The organism is Devosia sp. LjRoot3, from assembly GCF_964252865.1.
Classification (GTDB): domain Bacteria; phylum Pseudomonadota; class Alphaproteobacteria; order Rhizobiales; family Devosiaceae; genus Devosia.
This window is the reverse complement of sequence record NZ_CAXUPK020000009.1, coordinates 1-15164: the sequence shown is the minus strand read 5'-3', so window position 1 is coordinate 15164 and position 15164 is coordinate 1. Positions and strand designations below refer to the sequence as shown.

Here is a 15164-nt window from a genome sequence, read left to right as displayed (position 1 = left end):
AGCGGGCGCACTCCTATGACAAGCGTGGGGGCTGGACGGCCGGTTCTCATCGCCAGACCGAATAAGAATCATCAGTATTGTAGATTTAGTCGGGTTACTTAAGCGGGCGCTCTCAGAAAACATCTGCCACGAAAACCCAAAGCAGCCAATATCGCCTTGCGCGCTCGGACTTGATCTTTGAACACTCCGTGGGACAATACATGGTCAGGGGGAGTGCCATGCATATCAAACACATCGAACTGTCGAACTTCCGAAAGCTGCTTTCGGTGCGAATTGATCTTGCGGACGAAACCACGCTGTTCGTAGGTGCCAACAACAGTGGCAAGACTTCTGCCATGCTTGCGATGAGGCGCTTCCTGACTAACCGGGGCCGCAAATTCGACACCCACGACATCACGTTGTGCCACTGGGGCGGCATCAACGCGCTGGGCGCTACATGGTTGGCAGGCCGCGCAGGCGATGTGCCGCCAAATCTATCAATATCCTCATGGACGTCGTTCATGCCGGCGCTGGACTTGTGGCTGACGGTTTCGCCGCGCGAGCTTCACCATGTCAGCAAGCTAGTGCCCACGTTGGATTGGACAGGAGGTTTGCTGGGTATTCGCTTGCGTCTCGAGCCGGTCAACCCTGAGCTTCTTTATAAGGAATTTCTCGACGCCATCGAGGCGACCGAGAAGATGAAGGCCGCAGTCGCCGCCGGCAAGGAGCCAAATGCCGCGGAAGCCAAATTGACGCTCTGGCCCGCCAATCTCATGGACTTCCTCGCCCGGCGGCTCGATCACCACTTCAAGATTAGGGCGTATGTCCTCGACCTGGATGGGCTTGTCGACCCTAAGAAGTCCAAGGCCCGGCCGCAAATATTGGCAGACAACTCCATCCCGTTGGACGGCGACCCATTATCTGGGTTGATCCGCGTGGACGAGGTAAACGCCCAGCGTGGCTTCGGGGAAGCAAGCTCTGCCGATCCAGATGACATTCGTTCGACACGATCGGCAGGCCATAGGCTCTCGGATCAGCTCCGTGCCTACTACAACAAGCACCTCGATCCTTCCGACAGCCCGGAAGCCGAGGACCTTGGTGCGTTGCAGGCGATCGAACAGGCTCAAAATGCCTTTGACGCCCGCCTCACCGAGGCCTTTCAGGCTGCCTTCACCGAGGTTCGGGGCATCGGGTATCCCGGTGTGACCGATCCCAAGCCGCATGTATCCACCAGACTGCGGGCTGTCGATGGCCTCAACCACCAAGCGGCCGTTTCATTTCAAGTCGACATGATCGGTCCTAAAGGCGAGGTGCCGGTCATCCGGCTACCAGAGGACAACAATGGCCTGGGCTACCAGAACCTCATCTCCATGATCTTCAGGCTGATGTCGTTCCGGGATGCCTGGATGCGAGTGAAGAAGGCGGCCAAGACCGTTGAGGAATTCGAATTCGAGCCATTGCACCTGGTCCTCGTGGAAGAACCTGAGGCTCACCTTCATGCACAGGTGCAGCAGGTCTTCATCAAGAAAGCCTATGGCGTGCTCAGAGCGCACAAGGATCTCGGAGACGGCAGGACCCTTAGGACGCAATTGGTCGTCAGCACCCATTCGAGCCACGTGGCGCACGAGACGCCCTACTCAAGCCTGCGGTACTTCAGGCGACTGCCTGCGGGCATGGACGGGGTCAACGTCCCGGTCTCGACCGTAGTGAATCTGACCAGAGCCTTTGGACAAGAGACCGAGACCTCCCGGTTCGTCACCCGATACATTCGCGCGCATCACGCCGATCTGTTCTTCGCCGATGCCGTCATCCTGGTGGAAGGCTCCGCCGAGAAGATGATGCTGCCGAACTTCATCAAGCGCGACTTCCAGCGCCTCAACCAGGGGTACATCACCATCCTCGAGGTCGGCGGCAGCCATGCCCACAAGCTCGAGAGTCTGATGAACCTGCTCGGCATCACCACCTTGATCATCACGGACCTCGATGCCCAAAAGGGGAGCGCCGTTCAGCCCAAGATCGGCGACGGGCAGGTCACCAACAACGACACGTTGAAGTCCTGGTGGCCGAAGGCGTCCGCCATCGACGATCTGCTAGGAGCTCAGGTCCTCAAGGTGAAGAAGGAGGACGAGCTTTATTCGGTTCGTGTGGCCTACCAAACACCCGTGCTGGTCCGATGGCCGGTTACCGAGACCGATACGCAGACCGCTTTGCCCTATACCTTCGAGGACGCGCTCGCCTTCGAGAACTTGAAATTCTTCTCCAGCTTGGAGGGGACTGGCCTCGTGGCGCGGTTCAGGGAGGCGATCTCCCAAAATCAGGACGTCGACGTCATCGGGAAGCTGCTGCTCGAGGCGCTTCGGAAAGGCGTTAAAGCCGAGTTCGCGCTCAATGTGCTGGGTGCCGAAGGTTTCGAGACCCTGCAGGTGCCCAACTATATCGCCGAGGGGTTGGCCTGGCTGGAAGCCCAAATGCAGAAGAAACAGGTCGAATTCCTGGCTGGTGCGGAGGGACCGCAAAATGGCTGATCTATCCGTGGCAGACGAGGACATTGATCAAGAGGCTGATCGCATCATTCGGGAAAGCCTAGACCTCGACAAGCCCGTCAGCTTTTTCCTCTATGCGGGCGCAGGATCCGGAAAGACGCGTTCACTTGTGGGCGCCGTCCAACACGTGCTGACCAAATCCGGAAGGCGGCTCTCGTTATCCCGCCAAAAGATCGGGGTCATCACCTACACGAACGCGGCGCGCGACGAAATCAAGCACCGTCTCGAATATGACCCGCGCGTAGAGGTATCGACGATTCATGCTTTCGCGTGGTCCCTGATCGAGGGGCGTACCGAGGACATAAGGGCCTGGGTTACATCGGAACTGACTCGCAGGGTGGCGGAGCTGTCGGACGCCGTTGCTGGTACCAAGAACAGGGCCACTAAGACCTATCAGGAGCGGGTCCGCTCGCTGGAGAGCAAGCGACGCCGACTGGAGCAATTGCCTTCGGTCAACAAATTCATCTACAGCCCGACCGGCGACAACAGGACGAGGGATGCGCTGAACCACTCGGAGGTCATCTCGATGGTCTCGCAGTTCCTTTCGCAAAAACCCGCACTCCAGCGTCTACTGGTGTCCAGGTTTCCAATTTTGCTGGTCGATGAGAGCCAGGATACCAACAAGCATCTCATGGAGGCATTGCTTGCGGTCCAGGCCTCAAACTCGGCCGATTTTTGCCTGGGCCTCATCGGCGACACCATGCAGCGCATCTATACCGACGGCAAATCCGACCTGGGTCGCGGCCTAGAGGGGTGGGCCTTGCCGAAGAAGGTGATGAATCATCGTTCCGCCCATCGCGTGATCAAGTTGATCAATCGGGTTCGCGGTGACGCCGACAAGCAACAGCAGGTCGCCCGCAAGGACAAGCCGGAAGGTTTCGTCAGATTGTTCGCCTTCTCGAACGGCGTCGAAAAGGAGCGCGCGGAGGCGTTGGTTGCAGCCAGGATGGCGAGCATCACCGGCGATGAGGATTGGACGCGGGAAGGGCGCCTTTTCAAGACGCTGACCCTCGAACACCATATGGCGGCGGTTCGGTTCGGCTTCGCCAGCATGTTCGAGCCCATCTACAATGCCGACCGGCTGCAGACCTCGCTGCTAGAGGGTACGTCTGCACCGCTTCGATTCTTTGGCCGGGAAGTCCTGCCGGCCGTGAAGGCATTGCAAGCGGGCGACAGGTTTGCGCTCGCCGCTGTCGTGCGGAATAGTTCGCCACTGCTAGATGCTAAGCGGTTGAAGGGCATGATGGCAGAGGATCAGATGGACCAGCTCGGAAAAGCGCTTAAAGGCACCCAAGAGCTGGCGCGGCTCCTCGAGAACAACCCGGACCCGAGCTTCAGGGAAGTGTTTGACGTCGTTGCCAAGACCGGCCTGTTCGCTATCCCCGACGCCTTGGCACCCTTCATTACGCCAGACAAAGCCGAAGCACAGTTCGACTTCGGCGATCTCCCCGCCGAATTCGATGCTTTCGACTCCGAAGAGACACTGGCCTGGCGCGAGATGCTCAACAGTCGTTTCTGGCAGATCGAGCCCTACGATCGCTATGTGAGCGGGTTGTCCCCGTTCGGCACCCATCAGGGTGTCAAAGGCCTGGAGTTCCCCAGGGTCATGGTGGTGATGAGCGACGAGGAAGCTCGAGGCTTCCTGTTCAGTTATGACAAGCTCTTTGGGTTGAAGGACAAAAGTCCGGCTGACTTGAAGAAAGAAGCGGAAGGCGAGGAGACAGGCATCGATCGAACGAGGCGGTTGTTTTATGTTATCGCCAGCCGGGCGGAGGAGAGCCTGGCGCTCGTCTGCTATACCGATAGCCCAGCGGGCTTGACGTCGTCTCTGGTAGCGCAGGGTTGGTTCGAAGAAGGAGAGGTCGAACTGCCCGAGATGAGTTGAGTGATGGGGTGCAAGCGGGGTCCAACCGTTCTTGTCTGCGAAGCGGAAGGATGTAGGCTCTGGATGATGCTATCAAGCGGTCTCCAGAGGGAGCATGCGGTCAAAGGATATGGCCACGGCACTTTCTTCAATCCTGGGCTCTTAAGCGCCAATCTCTCACCAAATGGGTCCTGGGACCGTTTCCTAACCGCGCCGGCCGACCGCGTGGCGGGTGGCGAAGCAGAGAATCGACCCGAACGATGGTCAAAGAGCTGGCTCGCCTTGCCGGCCCGGTTCTTGCTCAAGGTGCTGGTGCTTCTTGGCTTGGGCCCGCTGATGTGGCTGAGCATGCAAGCGTGGGACGCCGTACGAGCCATCATCGGGGCGAGATGACATGCGTTACGGCGCCTCGCTTCTTCCGTGTCTGCTCTCGTGGGTCTGGACACCTAATGCTGCCAGTACCTCACGGCCCCCCTTCCGACGTTTGTCGGATCTGGATAACGGTAAAATGGCCTGATATCAGATTGGCAGTTGCCGCGAAGGTTAGGACCCCAACCACCCTCGATATAGGGTAATGTCCCTTATCAAACATAGGGGACTCGCGGATGGTTGACGAAAAGAAGGGACGCGTTCCGATCAATCCCCCCGTTGAGCACGTCGTTCGCGATCTCGGACGAACGGTCGCTGAAGGCATCGTCGAATTAGTCCCCGGCGGAGGTATCGTTACCAGTGCTTTGCGAGTTGCCCACCCGCCACGATCGGAGAAGGCGCGCGATGAATGGCAGAAGGATATTTCCGAGCGTACTAATGAGCAAGATGTCCGTCTGGACGATCACCAAGACGCCCTCTTTCCAACGGAGACGCTCACTGGCTTGGCTGCGCTACTGATGGTGAGGATTGCGCGGGACTGCCCCGATGGCCTCGGTAACATGCACTACAATCTCGATGAACTCTGCGCGTTGTTCCCCGCCGAGGAGCGGCAGGCGGTTGAAGATGCAGCATTTGACCTAAAAACGCTTGGCCTGCTGAAAAGCCGTAACTGGATCGGTGGTTGGTCTTTATCCATGGCCCACGGCACCTACGAGCAAGTCGACGCCCAGGTGATGGACTGGGATACAAAGGCCGATGCAGTCGACATCGCCCGATTGATGGTTGGGGGCAATTCAGGCCACGCGCCGGATCTGATTGCGAAAGCAGGGTGGCCCAAGCGGCGCTTCAATCCTGCATTCCGCCTGTTGCTGGCGCTCTTTCCGGATGGCCAGGTTCGTAGGGTCATCCAACCGGACTATCCCTCGCTTGGTGTGGTGCTGACGCCAGAAAGCAAAGCGATGCTTCGCCGGTACATCGCTAAATCGGAAGTATCGCGGTGATGGAGCCAATCGCTTTTCGCAGAGAAACCCTGCCACTCCTTGTCGCTGCAGCCGGGCCGCAGGTCTCCACCAGCCTTTAAAGCTTTCTGTCTCCCATACCCGCAACCCAAACACTCGCCGCGCCTATCGGTAGCAAAATCGGCAACAACACGTTTCGGGCCACCGGCATTACCGCCTACCTTAAAACCGGCGGTACGATCAAATGGCGGCAACGATGGCAAACCACAATTCGACTCGGACAACCGAGTCGAATGATCGTCGGTCGGACGAGGTGACGCTCGACGAAGTCGAGAGGGTTTGATCTGATGAATGATCTGGAAAAGGCAGCAGCTACCGTCCCGTGTTGGCCTGACTACCTCTCCGCCGGCTCCATGCGACACAAGTCAAAAAACTCGCCTCCGACGGCAGGCGCGTCCTGAGAAGTAAATCGACAAACGGCGATCGTAGTTTGTTCAGGTGGCCAAATCAGCCTTGATACACTGTTGGGGATCACTGCCACTAAGAGCAGGCCGATGAGAACGACGACTGCGCGCCAGATGAACATTTGGGTTATTCTGATCGATGTCACGCGCTGGTTGATCACCGCCCGATTGTGTCTCACTGCCTGCAACAGGGCTTTTGCCAGGACCAGTTCTGGGGTCTTGGACGCAAACGTCGCGCGAAAATCCGAAACGCCAAACCGGTGATAGCTATCTATCGCCAAGGCCTTCAAGGCCCACCTGCCGGCGCCGAACAGGTACAGTGAGGCCACGACGGACATGATGATGATGATGATGTTCTGGATCGTGGTTGAAGTTCCGGTGGTCACCGCATCGGCCACGAAGACGATGATCGGGATCAATGTGCCTATGGTAGCCAGATAGATGCCGCCACGCGTCTCGATGGAAGCTCGCGTGGCCGTCTCTTGGTCTGTCAACCGCCGAGCCTCTTCCAATAACGATGAGGAAGCCGATTCTATCGCGTGTATGGCGTTCAGATCCGCGACCAACGCGCTTGCCGCGGCCTCCGTCTCCCCTTGCGATAGCCGTTCGAGAGTCGGCCAGAAGAAGTCTGCTATTCGACCCATCAATCGGCCTCCCCCGTCAATACGTCGACGATCGCGGCCGCGATCGGCAGGCCCGCCTGTCTCTCGATCCATGCCCACTGGCCGTTGGGGTTGATCTCTAGAAACCAGTAGCGGTCCTCCCAATCCTGCACGAGATCAATCGCGCCAAAGCCTAGCCCAAGCGCATTGACCAAGTTAATGCAAAGGTCGGCCAATGGAGGCGGCAGATCGACGGCACGATAGCTCAGCTGTTCGGTACCCAACCTTCGCCAATCGATCTCGGTGGCGTCGATCTGCGTGATTTCGCACGCAAAGACGCGGGCGCCGACGACGGTGATCCGCAGATCGCGTGCCTTTTTGACGGCTCGCTGATAGATCACTGGGCTGACGCGGATCGACGCTTCGTCCAATGCGGAAATTCCGTCCAGCAACGAGGTGAAGGCGATTTGCTCTTCGGCGCCCCTCGATAGCCGCCCAGATCTAAGCGGCTTGGCTACTGCCGGCCCCGAAGAAACGAATGCACTTGCTTGGGCGAACTCGTTGGTTATCGTGGCTGTGGGAATGGAAAAGCCCATGCTTGCCGCCAGCGCCAACTGCCTCGGCTTATCTTCAGCTTTCGCGATCAACGATGGATCGCTTAGCCACCGGCAATCCAACGACGAATAGAACGAGTTGAGCAAAGCCGCCCACTCGCCGTTGACCTGGTCGACGAACCGTACATCGAGCTCTGACCCGAGATCGGGCAAAGCCGGTCTCCGAAAATACGCCGACCGAAACGTAGCCTGAACCCTGTGGCCTTCAACCATCAGGGACCAAGAGGCGTTTCCCTCTTCGCTGACAGAAAATATCAGTCCTGCTCGGTCCGCGAGATCGCCATTAAAGCGATGAAACGGCACGCCGCGACGTCGGAGCTCGGCTACGATGAAGTCCGTCGTGATGTCCCTGCTATTGGAAACCAACAGGATCATGCGAGGTCGTCGGCCTCGGTTTTGACGTCGGTTATCGTCACGGTGAGCAAGGTGAGCATGCTGTTGTCGTCCTGCTCCCCCCCGACGCGGGTCTCAGTCGTTCCGACAAGGTCGAGAACATGATCGGCACTATCGTCCTGCTCACTGTCCACCTTGGTCTTGGTCTCGAGTTCCATCAGACGGTGTCCAGCATCCACGAGCGGCACTACGCCATTCGGAGTGTCGACGACCCACAACGACTGGGCCGCGTCGTAGCGACCCGGCAGCGGAACACCTTCCGGTCGTATGGTACCGAACTTGGCAAGAAAAGGCGCCCTCCCCGCGTTTTCATCAACACGCATTCCCATCCCCAATTGGCTCTGCAAAGTCAGACATACTTGCGCAATGCTACCTGGTTAAGCAATTGATTAGTAAACGCGTCCAGGCGATTTTCGTTTAACAATGTCAGGCGGCGGTCCTGCCGTTCGATCGGCATGCAGTATCAATGCACTCCTTGTACAATAGGCCTGGCAGCAGATAAATCGTACACCGCCGTATGCGCTCAAAGCCAATCGCTCGCGCCTCGGTCAGATGCCATAGAAGCTGCAGCGGGATGCATTTGGCTCAGCAACGGCAGTGAGAACTATATCCCTGATGAAGTCCGAACTCGAGCTGGCAGCATATATCCGCGAAGTCAACGTCGTGGCAAAGACATGGGTCTCGGAGGCGACATCCTATGCCAAGTATCGGGCTATCGGGATCGGCTTCACTAAAAACGCGAGCTGGCTTCGGGATACTAGCCCACCCTCCATCAGCTTTTTCAACGGCCTAACTGCAATGCTCGATCTAGCATTGGTCATGTCGATCTGGAAAATGACCGAACGTTTGAAGGGCAAGGACGACAAGCATCGACCAGGGGAGATTTTCATTGGTCATGTGAACGAGAAGCGAAGAACGCACGACGAAATACGATCGCTCCCCAGAGCCGCCTTTCTGTTCCGAGACGCCTTCGCGATTAGTCCAGACAGCTACCGTTTCCGATACTCTGAGAGGCAGCGCGAGATCGTGGAACAGTACAACCTTCCTCGGAGGGACATGGACCAGTATGCGGAGAAGATCCTGGAGGATTGGCAGTTTCTCCTCGGCCTGTGCGACCGGATCGACAAACTCGTGATGTCCAAAGAGTGTCAGAACCTGGACATCGTGAGAAACCAAGGGTTTGCCCACAGCTCGGAGATTTCGAGAACATCCATCTCGCTCGGCATCAACCCGGAAGGCGTAGACTTCACTAGGACGAACCTCTTCCAATTCGGTGATGCCGTCATGCAGACGGCTCTGGATTTCGAGGCAGTCTGGTCGCAGCGAGCTCGCCCATCCATCAAAGACCTCGTCAACCAGGGCGTCGAAGTCGGATCCGACTTCTGGAGGGACGCCAAGCGAGGATTGGAGTCTTGAGGTTTAACTGTCCTGCCGGCCCCGCTATGGAACGCAAACTTCGGATCAAAACAGCCATGATCTCGCGGCGCTACCTTAACAAAGGATCCAATGTAGGGAAGGAGACACGACTCAGTTATTCGTCACCTGGAGTCGCCAAGCACAGACCGGGTGATCGACGTTCACCTGAAATTCGAGGTAGGCGAACGCAGGCTTATCATTGAACGCGACAACGTTGATATCACCCGGCAGACGGCGCCGCCGCTTTTCGCCTATCGTCCACGCCGATATTTCGACGGGAGCGTACGGCGTCCCGGCCTCAGAAACGTCGACACCCTATTCCTCCCGGACAGGAAGATATCGAACCCGGAGCCTTGGCTCGCGAGTTTGGCTCGGCGGCCCCCTCAAGTCCTCTCTGAAGTGGTGAGCGCGCTGCGTCATGTTCTTCAGCTTGATGGCGAGTTCAGCCACATCGAGGTTCCGAGAGGCGCCAGGGGATCGGATGGGATCTGCTACATCAACATAAAGAAGACGGCCGCCGACGGCTCTAACTTCCAGATAAGGCAGCGGCTCTCGGTTGCGTCGTCGGGGTACAGGTCAATCCTGGCGTTGGTATGCGCACTCTACGCGGGACTCATGGAAACCGCGGCGAACGACGGTATCTCGGAAGCTGACATAGCATTGGAGGCACGGAACAGGGTCGCCATCGTTCTGATCGACGAGATCGAAGCGCACCTTCATCCTCGGTGGAAACTCGGGGTGATCGAGGGGTTGCGAAGGGCATTCCCTAACATCATGTTCATCATGACGTCGCATGACCCGCTCTGCGTCCGCGGCATGAAGCAGGGCGAAGTCGTGTTACTCAACCGCTACCAAACAGGGGTCTCAAAGCGTCCCGAAGCGGTTGAGGCGGTCAGGCTGGAGCAAGATTTCACGCGCCTGACAATCGAGCAGCTACTGACGTCCGAACTATTCCAAATGTTCTCGACCGACGACGCCGAGATTGATCGTGCATTCGCTGAGGTCTCAGTTCTCCTCTCCAAGGATAAGAACGACCTGAGTGATCAGGAGGCGAATATCGTGAAATCCTTCCAGGATCAGATGAGCACGGCATTGCCGTACGGTCTGTCCGAGGTGATCGCCAACCCACCCGGACGGGCACAGATCCAGTCGGGCATTTCGGTCTTTGCATGGGCGTGCCGCGTCACTCGCCAATGCGGCGACAAATGGAATGGACTGCCGTCGATGGCAGAGAACCAACTGTAGTCGTGATGGACTTGGAGATAGGTCCTGGCGAAAAACCTGCCGAACATGGCGGAGAACGAGCGTCTCATCTCAGTGCCGCGTCCCGGGCCAGCCTCGCGCCAAGTCAGGTAGGTCCCGGGAGCAAGCAATTCCTCAAGGAAGGCAAAAGTGGAGGCCGAATGGGGCGCTGTTTGGAAAATCTCCCCCAACGCGCAGCGGGCGACGTCGGCCATGTCGAGTTCAATCTCCGCTGGCGGGTGACCATTCGGCAACCGTATCGCCGGCGGACATGCGCTCGGTGGAATGACAACGTAACGCTGTTTTCTAGTGGTCATGCCGCGCCAAGTTCGTGCTCATCTGCCCCAATCCACCATGTTGGCCTCGGCATACAGTCTCGCCGCATATCCCTCATCGACCTGATGCGCGAAGGCGATCAGGCCGAGTACGTGTCGTCGCATGCCGATAGTCGAGGCGAAGCCTCTTTTGACGCGATGGCGCTCCGGTCCGATGGCGTCGTGGTTCAGCGCGTACAAATGGGTTTCGATGTTGTTCCTGAAGGCCTTCGTCAGGCGCGGATTGCCGGTATCGACGCTCACTCCGAGCAGGATTTTCCGTGCACCGGGCGGCACGATCGACGTTTTCTGACGGTGCACTACGAGGCCCGAGAGTTTTAGGGCGGTCTCCACTCGTTTGACCAGATGCATCGCTTCGGCACGCGTAGAGTCGCCCGGACGAGAAAAAGCAAGATCATCCGCATATCGCGTGTAGGTCCAATTTGCGGTCAACGCCAGATTGGACAGTCGCTTGTCCAGAGCTTCCGATGCAAAATTGGCGAGCATGGGGCTGGTCGGCGCGCCTTGCGGCAGATGCCCCTTGGGGTGGGTGCGGTATGGCAGGTTTTCTTCCCTCCGTCCCAATCGAGCCCGCGGGTCTTTTCGAGAATAGATCGGCAGCCGGGTGCAGATGCGGGCCATCTGGAAGGAGATCAGGGCGCCGTAGCCAAAGCCACGAAAAACCCTGTAGGCAGAGTCCTCGTAGATTGACTCAAAGAAATGCCGGACGTCCATTTTGACGAGCCACTTGGCGCCAACGTGTCGCTCCGCGGCTCCGACGAGATCCCGCTCTCGGATGAAGGCGAAGCTTGCGGGATGGGAAGGCATAGCCTGCAGAATATTCTGGGCTATCCATCGCTGGACCCGCATGAGGCGAAGCTCGGGGACGCAGATGGTGCGGTATCGGCGTGGAGGTGAGGGGACTTTGTTGGCCACTCCTCGTTTCTTGACCCGGAACACTCGGTATGGATCGATTTTGCGATGCGCGACCTCCTGCAGGAAGTCAGGGGACACATCGGACAGGTGAGCCAGGTGGTTGAGCGTAAGGATGACGGGTAGGTCGGGGTGGTGCCGCTTCACCGCCGTCGCGGCCGCGATGGACGCCGCTATGGTTTCCTCGGAGCGGTCCTTATCCTTGGCGCCTACCGTGAAGGCCTGAGAATCCCATGGGTGCTTCATCTACTTTAGTCGGGCCCTGGCGGCATCGCGTCGTCCATCGAAATGAGCCTCCGAGGAGGTTGCCCAAAGGGCAACGATGGATGACGCGATGTGGACCTGCATTCGCAAGCTCTTACAATGGCGACAGGAAGCCCCGTCCCCCAAGACGGCAGGTTTGTACCCACGGTCGTGGCCGTCCGAAGACAGCTTTTCTAGATGAGCAGAGCCTATAGGATCCTCAGACTTTCTGGATAGTACGGAAGCGAAGATGTTGCAATGATTGGTGTCTTTCGCTCGCCAGCGCGACCGGATTCCATGAACTTGTAGCCCTTGTCAGTTAACCGCCCTGACCGCGTGATTAGCTCGGCCCTCAGTACACGCGTGAGTATGTCCAGCACCGTGGGGACCGGCAACGAGGTTCTCGAGGCCAGGGCGACCTCAGCTCCGCGGTGCCACCGCCCCCTGAGCATGCTCAGAACTAGTATCGCCTGCCGGTCCTCCTCCGTGAGCTCCTCGCCAAATTCAACGCCGTTAGCATCGGCGGCCGAAAGTACCGCCTGGTCGAGCGACCTTACGCCGAAAAGGCTGCGCAGTTCCGCGGGTGCAGAGCCGACGTAGAGTGGCTGCCACCCGTTTGAGCCGCCATGATGGACCATTGCCGGGGTATTGTTTGGAAGCCGATAGTTGAAAGCGATCAATGCGCCCTCTTCGCCAAAGCCGTAGCGCCCGGTGCCACGTCCTTCCTGTGGTCCATTTTTGTCGATCAGGCGTTTCCACGCGAGCATGGTCATATAGTCCGCGGTCGAGGTCACAGTGGGCGCGATCCATTCTGCCTCCACTTGCGGCTGCAACCGATGTCGACGGACTTTGCCCAGCGCAGACGAAGTCGCCGCTGCCGCGACCACACGAAATCTCATCATACCCCGTGACACCCAGGATCGGACGGTGGGAACGGCCCAAAATTTGTCAAGCATCGTTGAGACACGGGTGCCCGATCCCAGAAAGTCGGTGACGATCACGATTTCACCCGCCGGAGCAGTCTTCCCCCGAAGTCTGTCGGGACCGGGATGGTTCATGAATATCTTCGTCCAGCGCTCTGCCGACTGTGAGATCAGGTGTGAGACGAAACCTTCGCTACCCACTCGGGCGCGCCCGCGAACTGGCTTGACCGCGGGTGGGCCATTATAGCCGACGGCACGCCGACGTAGTCGCCCCCTGAGATCCGGGACCAACTTGATTTCGAAGATCATGGCCGAATCGAACTCACGCTCGGCGTAGAGCGCCACTCGTCTCTTTCGGTGTCGCGGGTGTTCGGCGATGCGGTCCAGCGCCGATCGTATCGAAGTGGCTACCTGCTCCTCGTTCAGGAGCAGCATGGCATCGATCAAACTAGCGGCGTCCGCGCGGTCAACGGCGGCAAACTGTGCCATCCAAGCGGTGCCGACTGCCGTTTGGCTCAAGGTTTTCGGGGCAGGCAAGGACTGACTCCCACTTGAATTCCGCGCACTGGTCCATACGCTTGACGCCAAGGTTCAGCCCTTGGGATCACGCCAATCATAGGTCGCTCCCGACTTTCGACAAAGCTGGCTCGAGCATCTCCACATAGTCGTCCACCTGATCGCGGAGCACGTGGTCAGCCATTGCGAGGAAGGTACGAAGACGCTGGCCATAGCGTGCCGGAGGTTGGCGATTACCACCGGTTACAATCGCTCTGATCAGCGTGGCCCGCATACGTCCTTCAAGTCCATTCCTCGACAGGGACGCAATGTCATGCAGGATGCAGTCATGGAGATAGCCTGCAAAAGCGTCGCCGATCCGTGGGGAGAGCGTGACTGTCACCATCGCATTACCAAGGGCGACGGCAGCGTCGGCAGGAATAGCTCCTAACGAAAACCCATCTGCGTTCATCGCAGCATGTGGGGAGGCGGCATCAAGGTGCCTGATGTTGCGCACCCAATTGCCCAAGACATCGAAGGCTTCGTAGATTAGGCGTGCATTGCGAGTTGGGAATTCCGCCATCACGTCAATATTCGGATCACTGGTGTCGTAAACGTCTTCGAGTTCATTAACGAATAGCGGAAGGTAAAACAGCCACATGTGGTACGGTATACCTTGACGCATGGCTTCGTTGACCATGATGTCGAAATATCGAATGCCAATGAAGGTGATATCGCGCCATTGTTCATTGTCAAAACTATCGGCCCGGTCATTGAGATGGCCAACATAGCCGCTCTTCGTCCCGCCACGGATTGTGGCAATGACAGCATCACCCACTGGTTTCCAGGCTCCAAGCCTGTGTGCAACATCAGCATCGCCGAAGAGAAATTGCAGCAACGTATTCTGGTCCGGGATCGCGTAGCCGCCACGATCGGACAGATTTTGGTTCTGCTCGATCTCCTGATAAAGCCTGCTGCCACTGTCGGTGATTAGTTCACGCAGGACCTTGTCGGAGAAATCAAACCGCAGTTGTAGCTTTATCGCCATGAGATCTGGCAACGCATCGGGTCTCATCGTGACGACGAATTTTCTGAACTCCTCCGAACGTAACAACATCCGCGCGATATTCTCGCCATTTGCTTGTGGTTTGCGATTGGAGGGAACGAGCACCGCCATCCATCGGATGCGACGCCGAAAAACGTCGTATGCTCGTTTGCGGAAACTGGTCCTACGTGTCTCGGGCTCGCCACCACCAGCCTCTACCGGTCTGAGCAAACGAATTTTTTGGCGGCCTAACCAATTCGAATCCGCTAACCAATCGTGCACCCTCTGACATCGGAGCCGCCTTTCGGTTACCGCCTCGATCAGAGGAAGATGAGGGCGAATAAAATCCAGTAGTTCTGAAAAACGGTGGTCATGAAGCAGCATTTGCACGACTTTGCCGATCGCCGACAAAGAACGCGGCCCCGGCTTCAGCATGACGTGAAGCCCCCAAGCAAAGACCATCCAACAGAACACAACAAGGAAAGCCGCTTGCGGGGGTGTGAAGCTTTCATCTTTTGGAAAAGTCAGCCAGCCGCACACTGCTGCATTCGGCAGTCGGCACAACTGTCCAACCACGGAAAAAAACTCGAAATAAAGAACAAGCGAAACCGCAATTATAGCCAGCGGAATTTGGACAGTGAGGTGCAGCTGCGCCCGCAATCGCGTCACCGGCGAAACAATTGCATAAATAGCTATGAATAACCCTAGAAAACCCAGGAACCCGTCAAGCGTCAACGCGATTCCCCTTTTGGCCCCGCACATAGCT

General features: G+C 57.7%; 11 protein-coding genes. 5 read left to right on the top strand and 6 right to left on the bottom strand.

Annotated features, from left to right (window positions below; genetic code table 11):
- Positions 1 to 218: 218 nt before the first annotated feature.
- From ACSQ2A_RS22320 to ACSQ2A_RS22310, 3 genes are all read left to right on the top strand, one after another.
- The gene (locus tag ACSQ2A_RS22320; RefSeq protein ID WP_436074049.1) at positions 219 to 2504 is read left to right on the top strand and encodes an AAA family ATPase; all 2286 of its coding nucleotides are present in this window, start codon (positions 219 to 221) and stop codon (positions 2502 to 2504) included.
- The gene (locus ACSQ2A_RS22315; protein WP_436074048.1) at positions 2497 to 4407 is read left to right on the top strand and encodes a UvrD-helicase domain-containing protein; all 1911 of its coding nucleotides are present in this window, start codon (positions 2497 to 2499) and stop codon (positions 4405 to 4407) included. The genes ACSQ2A_RS22320 and ACSQ2A_RS22315 overlap by 8 nt, the downstream gene beginning before the upstream one ends.
- Before the next feature lie 584 nt (positions 4408 to 4991).
- Complete coding sequence (locus ACSQ2A_RS22310) at positions 4992 to 5756, top strand: hypothetical protein (protein WP_436074047.1); 765 nt, start codon at positions 4992 to 4994, stop codon at positions 5754 to 5756.
- Between the two features lie 352 nt (positions 5757 to 6108).
- Here the strand turns inward: ACSQ2A_RS22310 and ACSQ2A_RS22305 are convergent, their stop codons facing one another.
- From ACSQ2A_RS22305 to ACSQ2A_RS22295, 3 genes are read right to left on the bottom strand one after another with little or no spacing between them, the layout of a single operon-like run.
- Complete coding sequence (locus ACSQ2A_RS22305; protein ID WP_436074046.1) at positions 6109 to 6822, bottom strand: hypothetical protein; 714 nt, start codon at positions 6820 to 6822, stop codon at positions 6109 to 6111.
- A complete protein-coding gene (locus ACSQ2A_RS22300; RefSeq protein WP_436074045.1) occupies positions 6822 to 7769 on the bottom strand; it encodes a hypothetical protein in 948 nt (315 codons plus the stop codon). The genes ACSQ2A_RS22305 and ACSQ2A_RS22300 overlap by 1 nt, the downstream gene beginning before the upstream one ends.
- Positions 7766 to 8110: a hypothetical protein gene (locus ACSQ2A_RS22295; protein WP_436074044.1), complete on the bottom strand. Its 345-nt coding sequence runs from the start codon at positions 8108 to 8110 to the stop codon at positions 7766 to 7768. The genes ACSQ2A_RS22300 and ACSQ2A_RS22295 overlap by 4 nt, the downstream gene beginning before the upstream one ends.
- Positions 8111 to 8402: 292 nt before the next feature.
- Here ACSQ2A_RS22295 and ACSQ2A_RS22290 point away from each other — a divergent pair, with 292 nt between their 5' ends.
- Positions 8403 to 9203, top strand: coding sequence for a hypothetical protein (locus ACSQ2A_RS22290; protein WP_436074043.1), 801 nt, complete (start codon positions 8403 to 8405; stop codon positions 9201 to 9203).
- Positions 9204 to 9353: 150 nt separating this feature from the next.
- The gene (locus tag ACSQ2A_RS22285; protein WP_436074042.1) at positions 9354 to 10448 is read left to right on the top strand and encodes an AAA family ATPase; all 1095 of its coding nucleotides are present in this window, start codon (positions 9354 to 9356) and stop codon (positions 10446 to 10448) included.
- 332 nt (positions 10449 to 10780) lie between these two features.
- On the opposite strand, the gene ACSQ2A_RS22280 is transcribed toward ACSQ2A_RS22285, so the two are convergent.
- The 3 genes from ACSQ2A_RS22280 to ACSQ2A_RS22270 form a co-directional block, all read right to left on the bottom strand.
- The gene (locus tag ACSQ2A_RS22280; protein ID WP_436074041.1) at positions 10781 to 11938 is read right to left on the bottom strand and encodes a reverse transcriptase family protein; all 1158 of its coding nucleotides are present in this window, start codon (positions 11936 to 11938) and stop codon (positions 10781 to 10783) included.
- A gap of 206 nt (positions 11939 to 12144) precedes the next feature.
- On the bottom strand, positions 12145 to 13347 hold the full coding sequence (locus ACSQ2A_RS22275; RefSeq protein WP_436074040.1) for a phosphoribosyltransferase-like protein: 1203 nt from the start codon (positions 13345 to 13347) through the stop codon (positions 12145 to 12147).
- 124 nt (positions 13348 to 13471) lie between these two features.
- Positions 13472 to 15164 (bottom strand): hypothetical protein (locus ACSQ2A_RS22270; RefSeq protein WP_436074039.1); only part of this gene is annotated, 1693 nt, incomplete at its 5' end.

Coding starts and splice junctions, on each gene's coding strand:
- ACSQ2A_RS22300 (WP_436074045.1), bottom strand. CDS start 7,769: ATGATCCTGTTGGTTTCCAATAGCAGGGACATCACGACGGACTTCATC.
- ACSQ2A_RS22275 (WP_436074040.1), bottom strand. CDS start 13,347: ATGGCACAGTTTGCCGCCGTTGACCGCGCGGACGCCGCTAGTTTGATC.
- ACSQ2A_RS22310 (WP_436074047.1), top strand. CDS start 4,992: ATGGTTGACGAAAAGAAGGGACGCGTTCCGATCAATCCCCCCGTTGAG.
- ACSQ2A_RS22315 (WP_436074048.1), top strand. CDS start 2,497: ATGGCTGATCTATCCGTGGCAGACGAGGACATTGATCAAGAGGCTGAT.
- ACSQ2A_RS22280 (WP_436074041.1), bottom strand. CDS start 11,938: ATGAAGCACCCATGGGATTCTCAGGCCTTCACGGTAGGCGCCAAGGAT.
- ACSQ2A_RS22320 (WP_436074049.1), top strand. CDS start 219: ATGCATATCAAACACATCGAACTGTCGAACTTCCGAAAGCTGCTTTCG.
- ACSQ2A_RS22305 (WP_436074046.1), bottom strand. CDS start 6,822: ATGGGTCGAATAGCAGACTTCTTCTGGCCGACTCTCGAACGGCTATCG.
- ACSQ2A_RS22290 (WP_436074043.1), top strand. CDS start 8,403: ATGAAGTCCGAACTCGAGCTGGCAGCATATATCCGCGAAGTCAACGTC.
- ACSQ2A_RS22295 (WP_436074044.1), bottom strand. CDS start 8,110: ATGCGTGTTGATGAAAACGCGGGGAGGGCGCCTTTTCTTGCCAAGTTC.